This window comes from Pseudomonas sp. TMW 2.1634 (assembly GCF_001703595.1).
Taxonomy (GTDB): domain Bacteria; phylum Pseudomonadota; class Gammaproteobacteria; order Pseudomonadales; family Pseudomonadaceae; genus Aquipseudomonas; species Aquipseudomonas fragi.
Genome location: NZ_CP016849.1, coordinates 4,442,501 through 4,465,071 on the forward strand (window position 1 = coordinate 4,442,501; position 22,571 = coordinate 4,465,071).

Sequence of the window (22,571 nt, forward strand, 5' to 3'; positions counted from 1 at the left end):
ACCCACGCCGAAAGACCAAGGTTTCCTGCGCAACGTTAATCGACGCAGGGTTAGTCGGTCCCTAAGGCGAGGCTGAAAAGCGTAGTCGATGGAAAACAGGTTAATATTCCTGTACTTCTGGTTATTGCGATGGAGGGACGGAGAAGGCTAGGCCAGCTTGGCGTTGGTTGTCCAAGTTTAAGGTGGTAGGCTGGAATCTTAGGTAAATCCGGGATTCTAAGGCCGAGAGCTGATGACGAGTGTTCTTTTAGAACACGAAGTGGTTGATGCCATGCTTCCAAGAAAAGCTTCTAAGCTTCAGGTAACCAGGAACCGTACCCCAAACCGACACAGGTGGTTGGGTAGAGAATACCAAGGCGCTTGAGAGAACTCGGGTGAAGGAACTAGGCAAAATGGCACCGTAACTTCGGGAGAAGGTGCGCCGATGGAGGTGAAGCATTTACTGCGTAAGCCCCTGTCGGTCGAAGATACCAGGCCGCTGCGACTGTTTATTAAAAACACAGCACTCTGCAAACACGAAAGTGGACGTATAGGGTGTGACGCCTGCCCGGTGCCGGAAGGTTAATTGATGGGGTTAGCTAACGCGAAGCTCTTGATCGAAGCCCCGGTAAACGGCGGCCGTAACTATAACGGTCCTAAGGTAGCGAAATTCCTTGTCGGGTAAGTTCCGACCTGCACGAATGGCGTAACGATGGCGGCGCTGTCTCCACCCGAGACTCAGTGAAATTGAAATCGCTGTGAAGATGCAGTGTATCCGCGGCTAGACGGAAAGACCCCGTGAACCTTTACTATAGCTTTGCACTGGACTTTGAATTTGCTTGTGTAGGATAGGTGGGAGGCTTTGAAGCGTGGACGCCAGTCTGCGTGGAGCCAACCTTGAAATACCACCCTGGCAACTTTGAGGTTCTAACTCAGGTCCGTTATCCGGATCGAGGACAGTGTATGGTGGGTAGTTTGACTGGGGCGGTCTCCTCCTAAAGAGTAACGGAGGAGTACGAAGGTGCGCTCAGACCGGTCGGAAATCGGTCGTAGAGTATAAAGGCAAAAGCGCGCTTGACTGCGAGACAGACACGTCGAGCAGGTACGAAAGTAGGTCTTAGTGATCCGGTGGTTCTGTATGGAAGGGCCATCGCTCAACGGATAAAAGGTACTCCGGGGATAACAGGCTGATACCGCCCAAGAGTTCATATCGACGGCGGTGTTTGGCACCTCGATGTCGGCTCATCACATCCTGGGGCTGAAGCCGGTCCCAAGGGTATGGCTGTTCGCCATTTAAAGTGGTACGCGAGCTGGGTTTAGAACGTCGTGAGACAGTTCGGTCCCTATCTGCCGTGGACGTTTGAGATTTGAGAGGGGCTGCTCCTAGTACGAGAGGACCGGAGTGGACGAACCTCTGGTGTTCCGGTTGTCACGCCAGTGGCATTGCCGGGTAGCTATGTTCGGGAAAGATAACCGCTGAAAGCATCTAAGCGGGAAACTTGCCTCAAGATGAGATCTCACTGGAACCTTGAGTTCCCTAAAGGGCCGTCGAAGACTACGACGTTGATAGGTTGGGTGTGTAAGCGCTGTGAGGCGTTGAGCTAACCAATACTAATTGCCCGTGAGGCTTGACCATATAACACCCAAGCAATTTGCTTAGAGCGAATTGCGGTGTGTGAAGACGATACAAACCGAAAGTTTGCGGTTCACAAAACACCAACTATTACATACCCATTCGCTGGAGCGTGCGCCGCAAGGCAAACGACCTGGCTACCGAATTTCTTGACGACCATAGAGCATTGGAACCACCTGATCCCATCCCGAACTCAGTAGTGAAACGATGCATCGCCGATGGTAGTGTGGGGTTTCCCCATGTGAGAGTAGGTCATCGTCAAGATTAAATTCCAAACCCCCTGTCTGCTCACGCAGACAGGGGGTTTGTTATTGTGCGCAGAAATTCGGGGCGCGGCCCTTTCTTGTTAACGTCATTGAGTGCGCGTTCTGGCTTGTGGTGACTCGGGGTTTCTATGCAATGGCTCCGCTCATGGCTATTATGCGTGCCTCATTGTGAGGCGATACTTGCATGCTGACGTTGTTGAAACTCCTCAAAGATGGTCGATTCCATTCAGGGCAAGCGCTTGGCGCAGCACTTGGCGTTAGTCGCAGTGCAGTGTGGAAGCAGTTGCAGCACCTGGAGGCGGATCTGAACCTGTCTATTCATAAAGTTCGTGGTCGTGGCTATCAGTTGGCTACACCGCTGGAGCTTCTTGAGCAGGAGCAGTTGGACTCCAGTCCCTGGCCTGTCTTGATTCATCATTCACTCGATTCCACCAATGCCGAGGCATTGCGCGCGATTGACCGTGGGGCTGCGGCGCCGTTTGTGGTCACGGCTGAGCGACAAACGGCCGGTCGTGGACGCAGAGGCCGCAAGTGGGTCAGCCCATTCGCAGAAAATATCTACTACAGCCTGGTCCTGCGCATGGACGGGGGGATGCGTCAGCTTGAGGGGCTTAGCCTTGTGGTTGGCCTGGCAGTGTTGAGCGCGCTTCGGGGTGTCGGTATCACCGATGCAGGCCTCAAATGGCCAAATGACGTGCTGGTGGGCAACAAGAAAATTGCCGGCATCTTGCTTGAGTTGGTCGGGGACCCGGCGGATGTATGCCATGTGGTGCTGGGTATCGGCATCAACGTCAATATGCGCCTGGCCAGCGAGGTCGATCAGGCCTGGACCTCGGTATATCTTGAGTCAGGTCATCTGGTAAACCGTAATGCACTGATTGCCAGGCTCAACGATAGCCTGCTTGAGTACCTCAAACGCCATGCTACCGAGGGTTTCTCGGCGATACAGGCGCAGTGGGAGCAAAATCATTTGTGGCAGGGGCGTGAAGTATCCCTGATAGCTGGTGTGCATCAGGTAGATGGCACTGTCCTGGGGATTGATCAGCAGGGCGCACTGCGCATGAGAGTCAATGGTGAAGAAAAAGTGTACAGCGGTGGTGAGCTTAGCTTGAGGTTGCGCCATGATTCTTGAGATGGACTGTGGCAACAGTTTTATAAAGTGGCGCGCCCTTGAGGCTGGAGTGGCTGTAGGCGGGGGTGTGGTCGACTCTGATGCCGCGCTGCTGGCCGCGGTATTGGCTATTCCGGGTTTGAACATAACCCACTGCCGTTTGGTGAGTGTGCGCAGTGATGATGAGACATCGAGCCTGGTCGCCTCCATCATCACGACCTTCGGGGTTGTCGCGCAGTGCGCACAACCTGCAAGAAGTGTGGCAGGTGTCAGCAACGGTTATGAAGAATTTGCCCGTTTGGGGCTCGATCGCTGGCTCGCAGTCGTAGGCGCTTTTGAACTGGCCAAGAATGCGTGCCTGGTGCTGGATTTCGGCACGGCGGTAACGGCGGACTTTGTTGCGGCTGATGGTCAGCACCTGGGCGGGTTTATTTGCCCGGGCATGCCCTTGATGCGCGATCAGCTGCGTACCCATACCCGGCGTATCAGGTATGACGACCTGTCTGCCGAGCAGGCGTTGCTCCAGCGTAAGCCTGGGCGAACGACGGTTGAGGCGGTGGAGCGCGGCTGCTTGCTGATGATGCGGGGCTTTGTGCTGACCCAGCTGGAGTTGGCGCGCGAGTACTGGGGGGAGGACTTTGAGGTTTTCCTGACCGGAGGTGACGCGAGTCTGGTGAGGGATATGGTTCCAGACGCTCGCGTGGTGCAAGACCTGGTATTTGTCGGTTTGGCGGTAGTGTGTCCCCTTCCTTGAGGTTTCTATGCGTTGGCTGTTTCTGCTGCTGGTTGTTCTGAATGTCTTTTATTACATATGGCATCAGCAAGAGGCGCCGCTGAGGGCCAAAGAAGTGGTTTCCTTGTCTTTATACAAGGGCAGTCAACAGGGTATACGCCTGCTTAGCGAGGCGCGACCTGGGGCTGGCGAGGCTGCAGCCCCCGTCGTTCAGGTGCAGGGTGCGCAATGCCTGTTACTCGGCAATTTACCGACTGAAGAGCAACTGCACAGCCTGCAGCGCAGGTTGTCTGATATGGGGATGCCATCCGTGCAAGTTGAAGCGCAGCAGCCTGAAATGCCGGGCTATGCCCTCAAGATCGGCCCGCAAGCCACTCCTGCGGCGAGTGAAATGGTTTTGCAGAACCTTGTTAATGAATTCAATGGCTTAAAATACAAAAAAATGCGCTGTGAGGGCTTGCAGGTACCCGATAGTTTGCATAGAATGGCGCCCGCTCCACAGTGAACGCCAAACAGGCTACTAGGTGTGAAGCGAGTCAAGTTGCTAACTTCCTGATTTAATTGAAGAAAGTGGTTGACACCAGGTTAGAATGATGTAGAATTCTAGCCAGCTCAGGAGGGGTTCCCGAGCGGCCAAAGGGATCAGACTGTAAATCTGACGTCTACGACTTCGAAGGTTCGAATCCTTCCCCCTCCACCATATTCAAGCTAGAGCAGCAAGATTTGCGGGTGTAGTTTAGTGGTAGAACCTTAGCCTTCCAAGCTAATGATGCGGGTTCGATTCCCGCCACCCGCTCCAGTCTAGCTGTTTTCGCAACGTGTTTTGCTCTTGTAGCTCAGTTGGTAGAGCACACCCTTGGTAAGGGTGAGGTCAGCGGTTCAAATCCGCTCAAGAGCTCCATATAACAAGGCAGATATGAAAATATCTGCCTTTGTTTTAACAGGCTTAATAGCCTGTCTGGGGTGTTTGCTGGTGGTGCCGATTCTGGTGCTGCTGCTCCGGTTCGTAATTGCTGTCGTGGGTCGCTTGCATACAGCTTCCTGCAGTGTTGATTGATCTGTTTTTGGGTTGTCGGCAAAAGTAATTGCATTGATGGTTGAAAAGTCTCTCTCGGGTCGGCATAATCGGCGGCTCGATAATGTTTTAGGTCAGTAGCTCAATTGGCAGAGCGACGGTCTCCAAAACCGTAGGTTGGGGGTTCGATTCCCTCCTGACCTGCCAGATTCGCCTCACTGCGTCTGGCTTTCTTTTCACAGGATCCTCTTAGATGACTCCCAAGGCTGAAGTTCAAGGCTCTCGCTTCGATCTCCTCAAGTGGCTTGTAGTGGTTGCTCTTGTGGTGGTTGGCGTTGTTGGGAATCAGTATTATTCTGGTTCGCCGATCCTGTATCGCGTCATTGCACTTCTTGTGATCGCTGCTGTTGCTGCCTATGTGGGCTTGCAGACGGCAAAAGGCAAGTCGTTCGCTGTCCTGGTAAAGGAAGCTCGTACTGAGATTCGTAAAGTCGTATGGCCAACTCGCCAAGAAACTACGCAGACCACGTTGATCGTGGTGGCTGTTGTTCTTGTTATGGCGTTGCTGTTGTGGGGTTTAGATTCCCTGCTCGGCTGGCTCGTTTCCTTGATTGTTGGCTAAGGGTGTCCCGTGGCTAAGCGTTGGTACGTAGTGCATGCTTATTCGGGTTACGAAAAGCATGTTATGCGCTCTCTGATAGAGCGTATTAAGCTGGCAGGCATGGAAGAAGGCTTCGGCGAAATTCTGGTTCCCACTGAAGAAGTGGTTGAAATGCGTAATGGCCAGAAACGCAAAAGCGAGCGCAAATTCTTCCCTGGTTATGTGCTGGTTCAAATGGACATGAGCGAAGGGACTTGGCACTTGGTCAAGGACACTCCGCGCGTCATGGGCTTCATTGGTGGTACTGCTGATAAACCGGCACCGATCACTGATAAAGAAGCAGAAGCAATTCTGCGTCGCGTAGCCGATGGCAGCGACAAGCCCAAGCCGAAAACGCTGTTCGAGCCGGGCGAAGTCGTCCGTGTTACCGACGGTCCGTTTGCCGACTTTAACGGCACGGTTGAAGAAGTTAACTACGAAAAGAGCCGCATTCAAGTGGCGGTGCTCATTTTCGGTCGCTCTACTCCGGTAGAGCTAGAGTTTAGCCAGGTCGAAAAGGTCTAGTTAAACACGAATCCCAACCCCATGGCTTCGGCTGTGGGGTTTTGTCGTCACTGGGATAAACGCGCAAGTAACCGGGGAGCCTCTTTAGGCGATTGAACCCGTAATTGGAGTGCCTCATGGCTAAGAAGATTACCGCTTACATCAAGCTGCAAGTGAAGGCCGCTCAGGCCAACCCAAGCCCACCTGTTGGCCCGGCTCTGGGTCAGCACGGCGTGAACATCATGGAATTCTGCAAGGCTTTCAACGCCCGTACTCAGGGTATTGAGCCAGGCCTGCCGACTCCAGTGATCATCACTGTATACAGCGACCGTAGCTTCACGTTCGAAACCAAGTCGACCCCTGCTTCGGTTCTGCTGAAGAAGGCTGCTGGTCTGACTAGCGGTTCCGCTCGTCCAAACACCGTTAAGGTTGGCACTGTAACTCGTGCTCAGCTGGAAGAAATCGCGAAAACCAAAAACGCGGATCTGACTGCAGCTGATATGGAAGCAGCCGTGCGTACTATCGCCGGTTCTGCTCGTAGCATGGGCCTTAACGTGGAGGGTGTGTAATGGCTAAGCTGACCAAGCGTCAAAAGGCAATCGCCGGTAAAATCGAAGCTGGCAAGTCTTACAATTTTGTAGACGCTGCTGCTTTGCTGGCTGAGCTGTCGACTGTAAAATTCAGCGAGTCGTTTGACATCGCCGTAAACCTGGGCGTAGACCCACGTAAATCTGACCAGGTTGTTCGTAGCGCTACTGTGCTGCCACACGGCACTGGCAAGACTGTACGTGTAGCTGTGTTCACTCAGGGTCCAGCTGCTGAAGCTGCTCTGGCTGCCGGCGCTGATCGCGTTGGTATGGACGACCTGGCTGCCGAAATGAAAGGCGGCGACCTGAACTACGACGTAGTTATTGCATCCCCGGACGCAATGCGTGTTGTTGGTCAGTTGGGTCAGATCCTGGGCCCACGCGGCCTGATGCCTAACCCTAAGGTTGGTACTGTAACTCCAGACGTAGCCACCGCTGTTAAGAACGCGAAGGCTGGTCAGGTTCGTTATCGCACCGACAAAAACGGTATCATCCACACTTCCGTTGGCAAGATCGGCTTCGACGCCGTTCAGCTGAAGGAAAACGTTGAAGCCCTGATCGCTGATCTGAAGCGTATCAAGCCAGCTTCTTCGAAAGGTATTTATGTTAAGCGCGTAACCCTGAGCACCACTATGGGCCCGGGCCTGGTCATCGACCAGGGTTCCCTGGACGCGTAAGACAACATTGGCGCAGTCAAATGCGCCAATTGAAAGATTGGGGTCCCTGCCTGGCGGGGGCTATCCAAGACCGTAGGCGACGCAAGTCTTAAACCTCAAGCCTACGCAGATGGTGCTCCCGGTTCCTTACCGAATCAGACACCAAAACGACATCGGGCCTCGGCCAGATGAAACGGTAACAAGCAGGAGTTAAACCCGTGGCAATTAAACTCGAAGACAAGAAGGCCATCGTCGCTGAAGTCAACGAGGCTGCCAAAGTTGCCCTGTCCGCTGTTGTGGCTGATGCCCGCGGTGTGACAGTAGGCGCTATGACCGGACTCCGTAAAGAGGCTCGTGAAGCTGGCGTTTACGTACGTGTTGTACGTAACACCCTGCTCAAGCGCGCTGTTGCTGACACTGAATACAGTGTCCTCAACGACGTGTTCACTGGCCCGACCTTGATTGCTTTCTCGCAAGAACATCCGGGCGCTGCTGCTCGTATCTTCAAAGAGTTCGCAAAAGGTCAGGATAAGTTCGAGATCAAGGCAGCTGCGTTCGAGGGCAAGTTCCTCGCAGCTAATCAGATCGACGTACTGGCAAGTCTGCCGACCCGTGACGAAGCAATTTCTCAGCTGATGAGCGTGATTCAAGGCGCTACCAGCAAATTGGCTCGTACTCTGGCGGCACTTCGCGACCAGAAAGAAGCTGCTGCAGCCTAAGGCTCGGCTACTCCTTTCAGCGTTTATTGTTTATTTCGATGGCCGCGTAGGCTGTCACCCCAATACAGGAATTTATAGTCATGTCTCTGACTAACGACCAAATCATCGAAGCAATCGGCGAAAAATCCGTTCTGGAAATCGTTGAACTGATCAAAGCAATGGAAGAGAAGTTCGGCGTTTCTGCTGCTGCTGCTTCTGCTGGTCCTGCTGCTGCCGCTGCTGTTGTTGAAGAGCAAACTGAATTCAACGTTATGCTGCTGGAAGCTGGCGAGAAGAAAGTTAACGTGATCAAGGCTGTTCGTGAACTGACTGGTCTGGGCTTGAAAGAAGCCAAGGCAGTAGTTGACGGCGCTCCAGCTATGGTCCTGGAAGCTGTTGCTAAAGAAGCAGCTGACAAAGCCAAGGCTACCTTGGAAGAAGCAGGCGCTAAAGTCGAGCTGAAGTAAGCATCGACCTTGCGTCTCCAGCCCAAGCGTTAAGCTGAGGCTGATGGCTGGTGGCTCTTGCCACCGGCCTTTTTCCGTTATTGGCAGCCGACTAGGTTGGTGCCTTTAACGTGCTGTAACCACCCTGTGCGGTGGAGCAAACCAAGGGGTTTGCACGATTTTCTGGCTGCTCCCGTCGGGAGAGGCCAAACAAGCAGGTGACCAAGCTGGGGAACGCTGATGGCTTACTCATATACTGAGAAAAAACGTATCCGCAAGGACTTTAGCAAGTTGCCGGACGTCATGGATGTGCCGTACCTTCTGGCAATCCAGCTGGATTCGTATCGTGAATTCTTGCAGGCGGGAGCGACTAAAGATCAGTTCCGCGACGTGGGCCTGCATGCGGCCTTCAAATCCGTTTTCCCGATCATCAGCTACTCCGGCAATGCTGCGCTGGAGTACGTCGGTTATCGCTTGGGCGAGCCGGCATTTGATGTCAAAGAATGCGTGTTGCGTGGCGTAACGTACGCCGTACCTTTGCGGGTAAAAGTTCGTTTGATCATTTTCGACAAAGAATCGTCGAACAAAGCGATCAAGGACATCAAAGAGCAAGAAGTCTACATGGGTGAAATCCCCCTGATGACTGAAAACGGTACCTTCGTAATCAACGGTACCGAGCGTGTAATTGTTTCCCAGCTGCACCGTTCCCCGGGCGTGTTCTTTGACCACGACCGCGGCAAGACGCACAGCTCCGGTAAGCTGCTTTATTCCGCGCGTATCATTCCTTACCGTGGTTCGTGGTTGGACTTCGAGTTCGACCCGAAAGACTGCGTGTTCGTGCGTATTGACCGTCGTCGCAAGCTGCCTGCATCGGTATTGCTGCGCGCGCTGGGTTATACCACTGAGCAAGTGCTGGACGCGTTCTACACCACCAACGTGTTCCACGTTCAGGGTGAGAGCATCAGCCTGGAGCTGGTTCCACAGCGTCTGCGCGGTGAAATCGCGGCCATCGACATTACCGATGACAAAGGCAAGGTGATTGTTGAGCAGGGTCGTCGTATCACTGCTCGTCATATCAACCAGCTGGAAAAAGCCGGTGTCAAAGAGCTCGTTATGCCTCTGGACTATGTCCTGGGTCGCACAACGGCCAAGGCTATCGTGCATCCGGCTACCGGCGAAATCATTGCTGAGTGCAACACCGAGCTGACCACTGAAATCCTGGCAAAAGTTGCCAAGGGCCAGGTTGTCCGTATCGAAACGTTGTACACCAACGATATCGACTGCGGTCCGTTCGTCTCCGACACGCTGAAGATCGACTCCACCAGCAACCAACTGGAAGCGCTGGTCGAAATCTATCGCATGATGCGTCCAGGCGAGCCGCCAACCAAAGACGCTGCCGAGACTCTGTTCAACAACCTGTTCTTCAGCCCTGAGCGCTATGACCTGTCTGCGGTCGGCCGGATGAAGTTCAACCGTCGTATCGGTCGTACCGAGATCGAAGGTTCGGGCGTGTTGTGCAAAGAAGACATCGTTGCCGTGCTGAAGACCTTGGTCGACATCCGTAACGGTAAAGGCATCGTCGATGACATCGACCACCTGGGTAACCGTCGTGTTCGCTGCGTAGGCGAAATGGCTGAAAACCAGTTCCGCGTTGGCCTGGTACGTGTTGAGCGTGCGGTCAAAGAGCGTCTGTCGATGGCTGAAAGCGAAGGCCTGATGCCGCAAGACCTGATCAACGCCAAGCCAGTGGCTGCGGCGGTGAAAGAGTTCTTCGGTTCGAGCCAGCTGTCCCAGTTCATGGACCAGAACAACCCGCTGTCCGAGATCACCCACAAGCGCCGTGTTTCTGCACTGGGCCCGGGCGGTCTGACGCGTGAGCGTGCCGGCTTTGAAGTTCGTGACGTACACCCGACTCACTACGGCCGTGTATGCCCGATTGAGACACCGGAAGGTCCGAACATTGGTCTGATCAACTCCCTGGCTGCCTATGCGCGCACCAACCAGTACGGCTTCCTCGAGAGCCCGTACCGTGTGGTGAAAGACGCACTGGTGACCGACGAGATCGTTTTCCTGTCCGCCATCGAAGAAGCTGATCACGTGATCGCTCAGGCTTCGGCCACGATGAACGACAAGAAAGTGCTGATCGACGAGCTGGTAGCTGTTCGTCACTTGAACGAATTCACCGTCAAGGCGCCGGAAGACGTCACCTTGATGGACGTTTCGCCGAAGCAGGTTGTTTCGGTTGCAGCGTCGCTGATCCCGTTCCTGGAACACGATGACGCCAACCGTGCGTTGATGGGTTCCAACATGCAGCGTCAAGCTGTACCAACCCTGCGCGCTGACAAGCCGCTGGTAGGTACCGGCATGGAGCGTAACGTAGCTCGTGACTCCGGCGTTTGCGTCGTGGCTCGTCGTGGCGGCGTGATCGACTCTGTTGATGCCAGCCGTATCGTTGTTCGCGTTGCTGATGATGAAGTTGAAACTGGCGAAGCCGGTGTCGACATCTACAACCTGACCAAATACACCCGCTCCAACCAGAACACTTGCATTAACCAGCGTCCGCTGGTTCGCAAGGGTGACCGTGTACAGCGCAGCGACATCATGGCTGACGGCCCGTCCACCGATATGGGTGAACTGGCGTTGGGCCAGAACATGCGCATCGCGTTCATGGCCTGGAACGGTTACAACTTCGAAGACTCCATCTGCCTGTCGGAACGAGTTGTTCAAGAAGATCGCTTTACCACGATCCACATCCAGGAACTGACCTGTGTGGCACGTGACACCAAGCTTGGGCCTGAAGAGATCACTGCAGACATCCCGAACGTGGGTGAAGCTGCACTGAACAAACTGGACGAAGCCGGTATCGTTTACGTAGGTGCTGAAGTTGGCGCTGGCGACATTCTGGTAGGTAAGGTCACTCCGAAAGGCGAGACCCAGCTGACTCCGGAAGAGAAGCTGTTGCGTGCAATCTTCGGTGAAAAAGCCAGCGACGTTAAAGACACTTCCCTGCGCGTACCTACCGGTACCAAAGGTACTGTTATCGACGTGCAGGTCTTCACCCGTGACGGCGTTGAGCGTGATGCTCGTGCACTGTCGATCGAGAAGACCCAGCTGGACGAGATCCGCAAGGATCTGAACGAAGAGTTCCGTATCGTTGAAGGCGCTACCTTCGAACGTCTGCGCTCTGCTCTGGTTGGCCGCATTGCCGAAGGCGGTGCCGGTCTGAAGAAAGGTCAGGAAATCACCAATGAAATCCTGGACGGTCTTGAGCATGGTCAGTGGTTCAAGCTGCGTATGGCTGAAGATGCTCTGAACGAGCAGCTTGAAAAAGCTCAGGCCTACATCATCGATCGCCGTCGTCTGCTGGACGACAAGTTCGAAGACAAGAAGCGCAAACTGCAGCAGGGCGATGACCTGGCTCCAGGCGTGCTGAAAATCGTCAAGGTTTACCTGGCAATCCGCCGTCGCATCCAGCCGGGTGACAAGATGGCTGGTCGTCACGGTAACAAAGGTGTGGTCTCCGTGATCATGCCGGTTGAAGACATGCCGTACGATGCCAATGGCACCCCGGTGGATGTGGTCCTCAACCCGTTGGGCGTACCTTCGCGTATGAACGTTGGTCAGATTCTCGAAACTCACCTGGGCCTCGCAGCCAAAGGTCTGGGCGAGAAGATCAACCTCATGATTGAAGAACAACGCAAGGTCGCTGACCTGCGTAAGTTCCTGCATGAGATCTACAACGAAATTGGCGGTCGTCAAGAAAGCCTGGATGACTTCTCCGATCAGGAAATCCTGGATCTGGCGAAGAACCTTCGCGGCGGTGTGCCAATGGCTACCCCGGTGTTCGACGGTGCCAAGGAAAGCGAAATCAAGGCAATGCTTCGTTTGGCAGACCTGCCAGACAGCGGCCAGATGGTGCTGACTGATGGCCGTACCGGCAACAAGTTCGAGCGTCCGGTTACCGTTGGCTACATGTACATGCTGAAGCTGAACCACTTGGTAGACGACAAGATGCACGCTCGTTCTACCGGTTCTTACAGCCTGGTTACCCAGCAGCCGCTGGGTGGTAAGGCGCAGTTCGGTGGTCAGCGTTTCGGGGAGATGGAGGTCTGGGCGCTGGAAGCCTACGGCGCGGCATACACTCTGCAAGAAATGCTCACAGTGAAGTCGGACGATGTGAACGGTCGTACCAAGATGTACAAAAACATCGTGGACGGCGATCACCGTATGGAGCCGGGCATGCCCGAGTCCTTCAACGTGTTGATCAAAGAAATTCGTTCCCTCGGCATCGATATCGATCTGGAAACCGAATAACACGTGACGCGAATCGAGAGCGGGGCTGTATGGCCCGCTCTCTGCTCCGCCAGGAGGAAAGGCCTTGAAAGACCTACTGAATTTGCTGAAAAACCAGGGTCAAGTCGAAGAGTTCGACGCCATCCGTATTGGATTGGCATCGCCTGAGATGATCCGTTCGTGGTCGTTCGGTGAAGTTAAAAAACCGGAAACCATCAACTACCGTACGTTCAAGCCTGAGCGTGACGGCCTGTTCTGCGCCAAAATCTTTGGCCCGGTAAAGGATTACGAGTGCCTGTGCGGTAAGTACAAGCGCTTGAAGCACCGCGGTGTGATCTGTGAGAAGTGTGGCGTTGAAGTCGCACTGGCCAAGGTCCGTCGCGAGCGCATGGCTCACATCGAACTGGCATCGCCAGTTGCTCACATCTGGTTCCTGAAATCGCTGCCGTCCCGTATCGGTTTGCTGATGGACATGACCCTGCGTGATATCGAACGCGTTCTCTACTTCGAGAGCTATGTCGTTATCGATCCGGGCATGACCACTCTGGAAAAAGGTCAGCTGCTGAACGATGAGCAGTACTTCGAAGCGCTGGAAGAGTTCGGCGACGACTTTGATGCCCGCATGGGTGCTGAAGCTGTCCGTGAACTGCTGCACGCTATCGACCTGGAACACGAGATTGGCCGTCTGCGCGAAGAAATTCCGCAAACCAACTCCGAAACCAAGATCAAAAAACTGTCCAAGCGCCTGAAGTTGATGGAAGCCTTCCTGGGCTCCGGCAACCTTCCTGAGTGGATGGTGCTGACCGTTCTGCCGGTTCTGCCGCCAGATCTGCGTCCTCTGGTACCGTTGGATGGTGGTCGTTTCGCGACTTCCGACCTCAACGACCTGTACCGTCGAGTGATCAACCGTAACAACCGCTTGAAGCGCCTGCTTGATCTGTCCGCTCCGGACATCATCGTGCGCAACGAAAAGCGTATGTTGCAAGAAGCGGTCGACGCCTTGCTCGACAACGGCCGTCGTGGTCGCGCTATCACCGGTTCCAACAAGCGTCCTCTGAAATCCCTGGCTGACATGATCAAGGGTAAGCAGGGTCGTTTCCGTCAGAACTTGCTCGGTAAGCGTGTTGACTACTCGGGTCGTTCGGTAATTACCGTAGGTCCGACCCTGCGTCTGCACCAGTGCGGTCTGCCGAAGAAAATGGCTCTCGAGCTGTTCAAGCCGTTCATTTTCGGCAAGCTGGAAATGCGTGGTCTCGCTACCACCATCAAAGCTGCCAAGAAGATGGTTGAGCGCGAGCTGCCGGAAGTGTGGGACGTTCTCGCTGAAGTTATCCGCGAACACCCGGTGCTTCTCAACCGTGCACCGACCCTTCACCGTCTGGGCATCCAGGCGTTTGAACCGGTACTGATCGAAGGTAAGGCTATCCAGCTGCACCCTCTGGTCTGTGCTGCGTACAACGCCGACTTCGACGGCGACCAAATGGCCGTGCACGTACCGCTGACGCTGGAAGCCCAGCTGGAAGCGCGTGCGTTGATGATGTCGACCAACAACATTCTGTCGCCAGCCAACGGTGAGCCAATCATCGTTCCGTCGCAGGACGTTGTATTGGGTCTGTACTACATGACGCGTGAAGCGATTAACGCCAAGGGCGAAGGTCGTGTATTCGCGGACTTGCAGGAAGTAGACCGCGTATTCCGTGCCGGCGAAGCCGCTCTGCACGCCAAGGTCAAGGTTCGTATCAACGAAACCGTTAACGACCGTGACGGCGGCAGCGTGACCAACACCCGTATCGTCGACACCACTGTCGGCCGTGCGCTGTTGTTCCAGGTTGTGCCAAAAGGCCTGTCGTACGACGTCGTCAACCTGCCAATGAAGAAAAAGGCGATCTCCAAGCTGATCAACCAGTGCTACCGCGTGGTTGGTTTGAAAGAGACCGTTATCTTCGCTGACCAGTTGATGTACACCGGTTTTGCTTACTCGACTATTTCCGGCGTTTCCATCGGTGTTAACGACTTCGTTATCCCGGATGAAAAAGCTCGCATCATCGCGGCTGCAACCGATGAAGTGAAAGAAATCGAAAGCCAGTACGCCTCCGGCCTGGTAACCCAGGGCGAGAAGTACAACAAAGTAATCGACCTTTGGTCGAAAGCTAACGATGAAGTGTCCAAGGCGATGATGTCCAACCTCTCGAAAGAGAAGGTTATCGACCGTCACGGCGTTGAGGTTGAGCAAGAGTCGTTCAACTCGATGTACATGATGGCCGACTCCGGTGCACGGGGTTCTGCTGCGCAGATCCGTCAGCTGGCCGGTATGCGTGGTCTGATGGCCAAGCCGGACGGTTCCATCATCGAAACGCCGATTACTGCGAACTTCCGTGAAGGTTTGAGCGTACTTCAGTACTTCATCTCGACTCACGGTGCTCGTAAGGGTCTGGCGGATACCGCCTTGAAGACAGCTAACTCCGGTTATCTGACTCGTCGTCTGGTAGACGTTGCGCAAGACCTGGTTGTGACTGAAGTCGACTGCGGTACCGAACACGGTCTGCTGATGACTCCGCACATCGAAGGCGGCGACGTTGTTGAGCCATTGGGTGAGCGCGTACTGGGTCGAGTGATCGCCCGTGACGTATTCAAGCCGGGCACCGAGGAAGTTATCGTTCCTGCCGGCACTCTGGTTGACGAGAAGTGGGTTGAATTCATCGAGCTGAACAGCATCGACGAAGTGATCGTGCGCTCGCCAATCAGCTGCGAAACCCGTTTCGGTATCTGCGCCAAGTGCTACGGCCGTGATCTGGCTCGTGGTCACCAGGTGAACATCGGTGAAGCTGTCGGCGTTATCGCTGCCCAGTCGATCGGTGAGCCGGGTACACAGCTGACCATGCGTACGTTCCACATCGGTGGTGCGGCAAGCCGGACCTCCGCTGCTGACAGCGTTCAGGTGAAGAATGGCGGTACTGTCCGTCTGCACAACCTGAAGCACGTTGAGCGCGTAGATGGCTGCCTGGTAGCGGTATCGCGTTCCGGTGAGCTGGCCATCGCTGATGACTTCGGTCGTGAGCGTGAGCGCTACAAGCTGCCGTACGGCGCCGTGATTTCGGTTAAAGAAGGTGACAAGGTTGACGCTGGCTCGATCGTAGCCAAGTGGGATCCGCACACTCACCCAATCGTTACCGAAATGAAAGGTACCGTGACCTACGTGGGCATGGAAGAAGGCATCACGATCAAGCGTCAGACTGACGAATTGACCGGTATGACCAACATTGAAGTACTTGACGCCAAAGACCGTCCAGCTGCCGGCAAGGACATCCGTCCAGCCGTCAAGATGGTAGGTGTGGATGGCAAGGATCTGCTGCTGCCGGGTACCGACGTACCCGCTCAGTACTTCCTGCCAGCCAACGCCCTGGTCGGTGTAGCGGATGGTGCGGAAATCGCGATCGGTGACGTTATCGCTCGTATTCCGCAAGAAACTTCGAAAACTCGAGACATCACCGGTGGTCTGCCACGGGTTGCTGACTTGTTCGAAGCCCGTCGTCCGAAAGAAGCCTCGATTCTGGCTGAAGTCAGCGGCACCATCGCGTTCGGTAAAGAAACCAAAGGCAAGCGCCGTCTGGTTATTACCCCGAACGACGGTACTGATCCGTACGAAGAGCTGATTCCAAAGTGGCGTCACCTGAACGTCTTCGAAGGCGAGCAAGTGAACCGCGGCGAAGTTATCTCCGACGGTCCTAGCGATCCACACGACATCCTGCGTCTGCTGGGTGTGAGTGCGCTGGCCAAGTACATCGTTAACGAGATCCAGGACGTTTACCGTCTGCAAGGCGTAAAAATCAACGACAAGCACATCGAGACCATCCTGCGTCAGATGTTGCGTAAAGTTGAAATTGCCGAGTCTGGCGATTCCACCTTCATCAAGGGCGACCAGATGGAGTTGACGCAGGTACTGACCGAGAACGAGCGTCTGGGCAACGAAGACAAGTTCGTGTCCAAGTTCACTCGCGTCCTGCTGGGTATCACCAAGGCGTCGTTGTCGACTGAATCGTTCATCTCCGCGGCCTCTTTCCAAGAGACCACCCGCGTACTGACCGAAGCAGCGGTAACCGGCAAGCGCGATTACCTGCGCGGCCTGAAAGAAAACGTTGTCGTGGGTCGTCTGATCCCGGCAGGTACCGGTTTGGCATACCACAGCGAGCGCAAGCGCCGCCGTGAGGCTGACAAGCCGTTGCGCGTAAGCGCCAGTGAAGTGGAAGCTGCACTGACCGAAGCGCTGAACTCGAGCGGTAACTGAGTTCTGCGGTAGATGAAGGGTGGGCCCCGGCCGTTCCGTTCATCGAATCGAGACATTTTGTCTGGGTTTGATGAGCAGGAAGGTCGGGGCCTTGCCTTGACTGGGGACAAGATCCTCTTTAGACTCTTGTACCCCTAAATTTGGCGGGAATTCGTTCCTGCCATTTTGCTTTTCTTGCAAGACAATAGCGTCGCAAGACAACAGTGGAGCTAGTAGATGGCAACTATCAACCAGCTGGTACGTCAGCCGCGTAAGCGTATCGTCGAGAAATCCGACGTACCTGCGCTGCAAAACTGCCCGCAACGTCGTGGCGTATGCACCCGTGTGTATACAACTACGCCGAAAAAACCTAACTCGGCACTGCGTAAAGTATGCCGTGTGCGCCTGACCAACGGTTTCGAGGTTTCCTCGTACATCGGTGGTGAAGGTCACAACCTGCAAGAACACAGCGTGGTACTGATTCGTGGCGGTCGTGTAAAAGACTTGCCAGGTGTTCGTTATCACACCGTTCGCGGCTCTTTGGATACTTCCGGCGTTAAAGGTCGTAACCAAGGTCGTTCGAAGTACGGTACCAAGAAGCCGAAGTAGTCTTCGGTTTCCGGTAAATAATGCAGATTTCTTTTTTTCTGAGTCGATAAGAGTAAGGTCGGACCTGCATCTTTCAGATGTAATGGTTCCGAGCTAACCTGAAGACCGTTTGAGGGCTTATCCATGCCAAGAAGACGCGTAGCAGCCAAGCGCGAAGTGCTTGACGATCCAAAATACGGAAGCCAAATTCTGGCCAAGTTCATGAACCACGTGATGGAAAGCGGCAAGAAAGCCGTTGCCGAGCGTATCGTTTATGGCGCGCTGGAAAAGGTTAAAGAACGCAAGAACAGCGATCCCCTGGAACTCTTCGAGAAAGCTCTCGACGCCATCGCTCCGCTGGTCGAAGTGAAGTCGCGCCGTGTAGGCGGTGCTACTTACCAGGTTCCGGTCGAAGTTCGTCCGTCCCGTCGTAACGCCCTGGCAATGCGCTGGTTGGTAGACTTCGCCCGCAAGCGCGGCGAGAAGTCTATGGCTCTGCGTTTGGCTGGCGAACTGTTGGACGCTGCCGAAGGTAAAGGTGCTGCTGTTAAGAAGCGTGAAGACGTGCACCGTATGGCCGAAGCTAACAAAGCTTTCTCGCACTACCGCTTCTAATTTCAGCTTCACTAATTTTGCGAGGGCTTTATGGCTCGTACTACTCCGATTAGTCGCTACCGTAACATCGGTATCGTCGCTCACGTGGATGCTGGTAAAACCACCACCACCGAGCGCGTACTGTTTTACACTGGCAAAAGTCACAAAATGGGCGAGGTGCATGATGGCGCCGCGACCACAGACTGGATGGTTCAGGAGCAGGAGCGTGGTATTACCATTACTTCTGCTGCCATTACCGCCTTCTGGAAAGGTTCTGCCAAGCAGTACAAAGACGAGCACCGCTTCAACGTAATCGATACCCCGGGCCACGTTGACTTCACCATTGAAGTTGAACGTTCCCTGCGTGTACTCGACGGCGCGGTCGTTGTGTTCTGTGGTACCTCGGGCGTTGAGCCTCAGTCGGAAACCGTATGGCGTCAAGCCAACAAATACGGCGTTCCACGTCTTGTTTACGTAAACAAGATGGACCGTGCTGGCGCTAACTTCCTGCGCGTTATCGAGCAGATCAAGAAGCGTCTGGGCCACACTCCAGTTCCAATCCAGTTGGCTATCGGTTCCGAAGACAACTTCCAGGGTCAGATCGATCTGATCAACATGGAAGCTGTGTACTGGAACGATGCTGACAAAGGTATGGTTCCTGTTCGCAAAGAGATTCCAGCTGAGCTGAAAGATCTTGCTGACGAGTGGCGCGACAACATGGTTCAGGCTGCGGCCGAAGCCAACGAAGAGCTGATGAACAAGTACCTCGAAGGTGAAGAGTTCACCATCGCGGAAATCAAGGCGGCTCTGCGTCAGCGTACTATCGCTGGTGAGATCGTCCTGGCTGTTTGCGGTTCTTCCTTCAAGAACAAGGGTGTTCCCCTGGTTCTCGACGCCGTTATCGACTTCCTGCCTGCACCAACCGATATTCCTGCCATCAAGGGTACTGACCCGGATGACGAGACTATCGAGCTGGAGCGTCATGCAGACGACAACGAGCCGTTCTCGGCTCTGGCGTTCAAGATCGCTACCGACCCATTCGTGGGTACCTTGACCTTCGTCCGTGTTTACTCGGGCGTGTTGAACTCCGGCGACGGCGTGATCAACTCGGTTAAAGGCAAGAAAGAGCGCGTGGGTCGTATGGTGCAAATGCACGCAAACGCCCGTGAAGAGATCAAGGAAGTACGCGCTGGTGACATCGCGGCCTTGATCGGCATGAAGGACGTCACCACTGGTGAGACTCTGTGCAACGCTGACAAGCCAATCATTCTGGTTCGCATGGACTTCCCGGAGCCGGTTATTTCGGTTGCCGTAGAGCCTAAGACCAAGGATGACCAGGAAAAAATGGGTGTTGCACTGGGCAAACTTGCTCAGGAAGATCCATCTTTCCGCGTTAAAACTGATGAAGAGACTGGTCAAACGATCATCTCTGGCATGGGCGAGCTGCACCTGGACATCCTGGTTGACCGGATGCGCCGTGAGTTCAACGTCGAAGCCAACATCGGTAAGCCTCAGGTTTCGTATCGTGAGCGCATCACGAAGAACTGTGAGATCGAAGGCAAGTTCGTTCGTCAGTCCGGCGGTCGTGGTCAGTTCGGCCACTGCTGGATTCGTTTTGCACCTGCTGACGAAGGTCAGGAAGGTCTGCAGTTCGTGAACGAAGTGGTAGGTGGTGTGGTTCCTAAGGAATACATCCCGGCTATCCAGAAGGGTATCGAAGAGCAGATGAAGAACGGTGTTGTTGCCGGCTATCCGCTGATCGGCCTGAAGGCTACCGTGTTTGATGGTTCTTACCACGACGTCGACTCCAACGAGATGGCGTTTAAGGTGGCTGCTTCCATGGCGACCAAGCAACTGGCTACCAAAGGTGGCGGTGAGCTGCTTGAGCCGATCATGGCGGTAGAGGTTGTTACACCTGAAGACTATATGGGTGACGTGATGGGCGACTTGAACCGTCGTCGCGGCATGATCCAGGGTATGGAAGATACGGTCTCCGGCAAAGTAATTCGTGCTGAAGTACCGTTGGGTGAAATGTTCGGTTATGCGACCGACGTTCGTTCCATGTCCCAGGGTCGCGCAAGCTACTCTATGGAATTCAAAAAATACGATACAGCTCCGGCGCACATCGTCGAAACTGTTACTAAAAAACAAGGCTGATTTAGTTCAGTCCTTTAGGCAAGGAGTTAATTGTCGTGGCTAAAGAAAAATTTGATCGTTCCCTACCGCACGTCAACGTTGGCACTATCGGTCACGTTGACCATGGTAAAACCACGCTGACTGCAGCTCTGACCCGTGTTTGCTCCGAAGTTTTCGGTTCGGCAATCGTTGACTTCGATAAAATCGACAGCGCGCCAGAAGAAAAAGCTCGTGGTATCACGATCAACACTGCGCACGTTGAATACAACTCGCACATTCGTCACTACGCTCACGTTGACTGCCCAGGTCACGCTGACTACGTGAAGAACATGATCACCGGTGCTGCCCAGATGGACGGCGCGATCCTGGTTTGTTCGGCCGCTGATGGTCCGATGCCACAAACCCGTGAGCACATCCTGCTGTCCCGTCAGGTTGGCGTTCCGTACATCGTGGTTTTCCTGAACAAGGCTGACCTGGTAGACGACGCTGAGCTGCTGGAACTGGTTGAGATGGAAGTTCGTGACCTGCTGTCGACTTACGACTTCCCAGGCGACGACACTCCGATCATCATCGGTTCGGCTCGTATGGCGCTGGAAGGCAAAGACGACAACGAAATGGGCACCACTGCCGTTCGTAAACTGGTTGAAACTCTGGACACCTACATTCCAGATCCAGTTCGCGTAATCGACAAGCCATTCCTGATGCCAATCGAAGACGTATTCTCGATTTCGGGTCGTGGTACTGTTGTTACCGGTCGTATCGAGCGCGGTATCGTTCGCGTTCAAGATCCGCTGGAAATCGTTGGTCTGCGTGACACTACTGTTACCACCTGCACCGGCGTTGAAATGTTCCGTAAGCTGCTCGACGAAGGTCGTGCGGGCGAGAACTGCGGCGTGCTGCTGCGCGGCACCAAGCGTGACGACGTAGAGCGTGGCCAGGTTCTGGTTAAGCCAGGCTCGGTTAAGCCACACACTACCTTCGAAGCTGAAGTGTACGTGTTGAGCAAAGAAGAAGGCGGTCGTCACACTCCGTTCTTCAAAGGCTACCGTCCTCAGTTCTACTTCCGTACTACTGACGTAACTGGTAACTGCGAACTGCCGGAAGGCGTTGAGATGGTAATGCCGGGCGACAACATCAAAATGGTTGTTACCCTGATCAAAACCATCGCAATGGAAGACGGTCTGCGTTTCGCAATCCGTGAAGGCGGTCGTACCGTTGGCGCTGGCGTTGTAGCCAAAATCATCGCGTAAGTGATGTTTGCCTGAAAAAAGCCCCCGCTCAGCGGGGGCTTTTTTTATTGAGTTGACACCTACTGGGGTCGTCTATAGAATTGCGCCTCCTTTTAACGGGCGTATTGCGCTCGGTGGGAACAGCAATCTGGAGTCTGAAATCCAATGCAAAATCAGCAAATCCGTATCAGGTTGAAGGCTTTTGACCATCGCCTGATCGACCAATCAACCCAGGAAATCGTGGAAACCGCGAAACGTACTGGTGCTCAAGTGCGTGGTCCAATTCCACTGCCTACCCGTAAAGAGCGGTTCACCGTTCTGGTCTCCCCGCACGTCAACAAAGACGCGCGTGACCAGTACGAGATCCGTACTCATAAGCGCGTACTGGACATCGTCCAGCCAACGGATAAAACCGTTGATGCACTTATGAAGCTTGATCTTGCGGCCGGTGTGGAAGTGCAGATCAGCCTCGGCTAAGACTTGGGTCTTAGTCGTGTAACGCTCTGAAATGGGCGGCCATAGCGGGTGAAAGCCCCGTACACTCATGAGGTTTACAACATGACTATTGGTGTAGTCGGTCGTAAATGCGGTATGACCCGTATTTTCACCGAAGAAGGTGTCTCCATTCCGGTCACGGTCATTGAGATCGAGCCGAATCGCGTCACCCAGTTCAAAACTGAAGAAACCGATGGCTATCGTGCAGTGCAAGTCACTGTCGGCGAGCGTCGCGCTTCGCGTGTAACAGCTGCTCAAGCGGGTCACTTCGCTAAAGCAAACGTTGCCGCCGGTCGTACCGTAATGGAATTCCGCCTTGAAGAAGGCGAGTACCAGGCTGGCGATCTGATCAACACTGAAATCTTCACCGCTGGCCAACTGGTTGATGTAACCGGTCAGTCCAAAGGTAAAGGCTTCCAGGGTACGATCAAGCGTTGGAATTTCCGTGGCCAAGACAACACTCACGGTAACTCCGTTTCCCACCGCGTCCCGGGCTCTATTGGCCAGTGCCAGACTCCTGGTCGTGTATTCAAGGGCAAAAAAATGTCCGGTCATATGGGCGCTGAGCGCGTGACCGTGCAGTCCCTGGAAGTAGTGCGCGTCGACGCTGAACGCAATCTGTTGTTGGTCAAGGGTGCTGTTCCTGGCGCTACTGGCGGCAACCTGGTTGTACGTCCAGCGGCCAAGGCTCGCGGTTAAGGGGA

17 protein-coding genes, 4 tRNA genes and 2 rRNA genes (1 of these 23 cut by a window edge) are annotated in these 22,571 nt (G+C 54.4%); all 23 read left to right on the plus strand.

Annotated elements, in window-relative coordinates; all coding sequences use genetic code 11:
• Window positions 1-1,615, plus strand: a 23S ribosomal RNA gene (locus BFC21_RS21025) (it extends 1,279 nt beyond the left edge of the window).
• A 145-nt stretch (window positions 1,616-1,760) separates the two neighbouring features.
• Window positions 1,761-1,876, plus strand: a 5S ribosomal RNA gene (gene rrf / locus BFC21_RS21030).
• A 186-nt stretch (window positions 1,877-2,062) separates the two neighbouring features.
• A complete protein-coding gene (birA, locus tag BFC21_RS21035) occupies window positions 2,063-3,010 on the plus strand; it encodes a bifunctional biotin--[acetyl-CoA-carboxylase] ligase/biotin operon repressor BirA (protein WP_088378837.1) in 948 nt (315 codons plus the stop codon).
• Window positions 3,000-3,743 carry a pantothenate kinase gene (locus BFC21_RS21040; protein ID WP_088378838.1) on the plus strand — a complete coding sequence of 248 codons (744 nt, stop codon included), beginning with the start codon at window positions 3,000-3,002 and terminating at the stop codon, window positions 3,741-3,743. Before birA ends, BFC21_RS21040 begins: the two co-directional genes overlap by 11 nt.
• A 7-nt stretch (window positions 3,744-3,750) precedes the next feature.
• Window positions 3,751-4,227: a hypothetical protein gene (locus BFC21_RS21045; RefSeq protein ID WP_120266466.1), complete on the plus strand. Its 477-nt coding sequence runs from the start codon at window positions 3,751-3,753 to the stop codon at window positions 4,225-4,227.
• Between the two features lie 110 nt (window positions 4,228-4,337).
• A tRNA-Tyr gene (locus tag BFC21_RS21050) sits at window positions 4,338-4,422 on the plus strand.
• 25 nt (window positions 4,423-4,447) lie between these two features.
• Window positions 4,448-4,521: transfer RNA gene (locus BFC21_RS21055), tRNA-Gly, on the plus strand.
• Between the two features lie 26 nt (window positions 4,522-4,547).
• Window positions 4,548-4,623: transfer RNA gene (locus BFC21_RS21060), tRNA-Thr, on the plus strand.
• Between the two features lie 245 nt (window positions 4,624-4,868).
• Window positions 4,869-4,944: transfer RNA gene (locus tag BFC21_RS21065), tRNA-Trp, on the plus strand.
• Window positions 4,945-4,990: 46 nt separating this feature from the next.
• On the plus strand, window positions 4,991-5,359 hold the full coding sequence (gene secE / locus BFC21_RS21070; RefSeq protein WP_016779165.1) for a preprotein translocase subunit SecE: 369 nt from the start codon (window positions 4,991-4,993) through the stop codon (window positions 5,357-5,359).
• 9 nt (window positions 5,360-5,368) lie between these two features.
• Window positions 5,369-5,902 carry a transcription termination/antitermination protein NusG gene (gene nusG, locus BFC21_RS21075; protein WP_003444397.1) on the plus strand — a complete coding sequence of 178 codons (534 nt, stop codon included), beginning with the start codon at window positions 5,369-5,371 and terminating at the stop codon, window positions 5,900-5,902.
• Window positions 5,903-6,018: 116 nt separating this feature from the next.
• Window positions 6,019-6,450: a 50S ribosomal protein L11 gene (gene rplK, locus BFC21_RS21080; RefSeq protein WP_008008888.1), complete on the plus strand. Its 432-nt coding sequence runs from the start codon at window positions 6,019-6,021 to the stop codon at window positions 6,448-6,450.
• A complete protein-coding gene (gene rplA / locus BFC21_RS21085; RefSeq protein ID WP_016779167.1) occupies window positions 6,450-7,145 on the plus strand; it encodes a 50S ribosomal protein L1 in 696 nt (231 codons plus the stop codon). The genes rplK and rplA overlap by 1 nt, the downstream gene beginning before the upstream one ends.
• A gap of 197 nt (window positions 7,146-7,342) precedes the next feature.
• The gene (gene rplJ / locus BFC21_RS21090) at window positions 7,343-7,843 is read left to right on the plus strand and encodes a 50S ribosomal protein L10 (RefSeq protein ID WP_016779168.1); all 501 of its coding nucleotides are present in this window, start codon (window positions 7,343-7,345) and stop codon (window positions 7,841-7,843) included.
• Window positions 7,844-7,923: 80 nt separating this feature from the next.
• A complete protein-coding gene (gene rplL, locus BFC21_RS21095; protein ID WP_016779169.1) occupies window positions 7,924-8,289 on the plus strand; it encodes a 50S ribosomal protein L7/L12 in 366 nt (121 codons plus the stop codon).
• A 219-nt stretch (window positions 8,290-8,508) separates the two neighbouring features.
• Complete coding sequence (gene rpoB / locus BFC21_RS21100) at window positions 8,509-12,582, plus strand: DNA-directed RNA polymerase subunit beta (RefSeq protein WP_016779170.1); 4,074 nt, start codon at window positions 8,509-8,511, stop codon at window positions 12,580-12,582.
• A gap of 64 nt (window positions 12,583-12,646) precedes the next feature.
• The gene (gene rpoC / locus BFC21_RS21105; RefSeq protein ID WP_016779171.1) at window positions 12,647-16,846 is read left to right on the plus strand and encodes a DNA-directed RNA polymerase subunit beta'; all 4,200 of its coding nucleotides are present in this window, start codon (window positions 12,647-12,649) and stop codon (window positions 16,844-16,846) included.
• 216 nt (window positions 16,847-17,062) lie between these two features.
• Window positions 17,063-17,434: a 30S ribosomal protein S12 gene (rpsL, locus tag BFC21_RS21110; RefSeq protein WP_002555494.1), complete on the plus strand. Its 372-nt coding sequence runs from the start codon at window positions 17,063-17,065 to the stop codon at window positions 17,432-17,434.
• A 123-nt stretch (window positions 17,435-17,557) separates the two neighbouring features.
• The gene (gene rpsG / locus BFC21_RS21115) at window positions 17,558-18,028 is read left to right on the plus strand and encodes a 30S ribosomal protein S7 (RefSeq protein WP_016779172.1); all 471 of its coding nucleotides are present in this window, start codon (window positions 17,558-17,560) and stop codon (window positions 18,026-18,028) included.
• A gap of 30 nt (window positions 18,029-18,058) precedes the next feature.
• Complete coding sequence (gene fusA, locus BFC21_RS21120; protein ID WP_094999500.1) at window positions 18,059-20,164, plus strand: elongation factor G; 2,106 nt, start codon at window positions 18,059-18,061, stop codon at window positions 20,162-20,164.
• Window positions 20,165-20,199: 35 nt separating this feature from the next.
• The gene (gene tuf, locus BFC21_RS21125; RefSeq protein WP_016779174.1) at window positions 20,200-21,393 is read left to right on the plus strand and encodes an elongation factor Tu; all 1,194 of its coding nucleotides are present in this window, start codon (window positions 20,200-20,202) and stop codon (window positions 21,391-21,393) included.
• 144 nt (window positions 21,394-21,537) lie between these two features.
• Complete coding sequence (gene rpsJ, locus BFC21_RS21130; protein ID WP_003186070.1) at window positions 21,538-21,849, plus strand: 30S ribosomal protein S10; 312 nt, start codon at window positions 21,538-21,540, stop codon at window positions 21,847-21,849.
• A gap of 81 nt (window positions 21,850-21,930) precedes the next feature.
• Window positions 21,931-22,566 carry a 50S ribosomal protein L3 gene (rplC, locus tag BFC21_RS21135; RefSeq protein WP_016779175.1) on the plus strand — a complete coding sequence of 212 codons (636 nt, stop codon included), beginning with the start codon at window positions 21,931-21,933 and terminating at the stop codon, window positions 22,564-22,566.
• The last annotated feature ends 5 nt before the right edge of the window (window positions 22,567-22,571 follow it).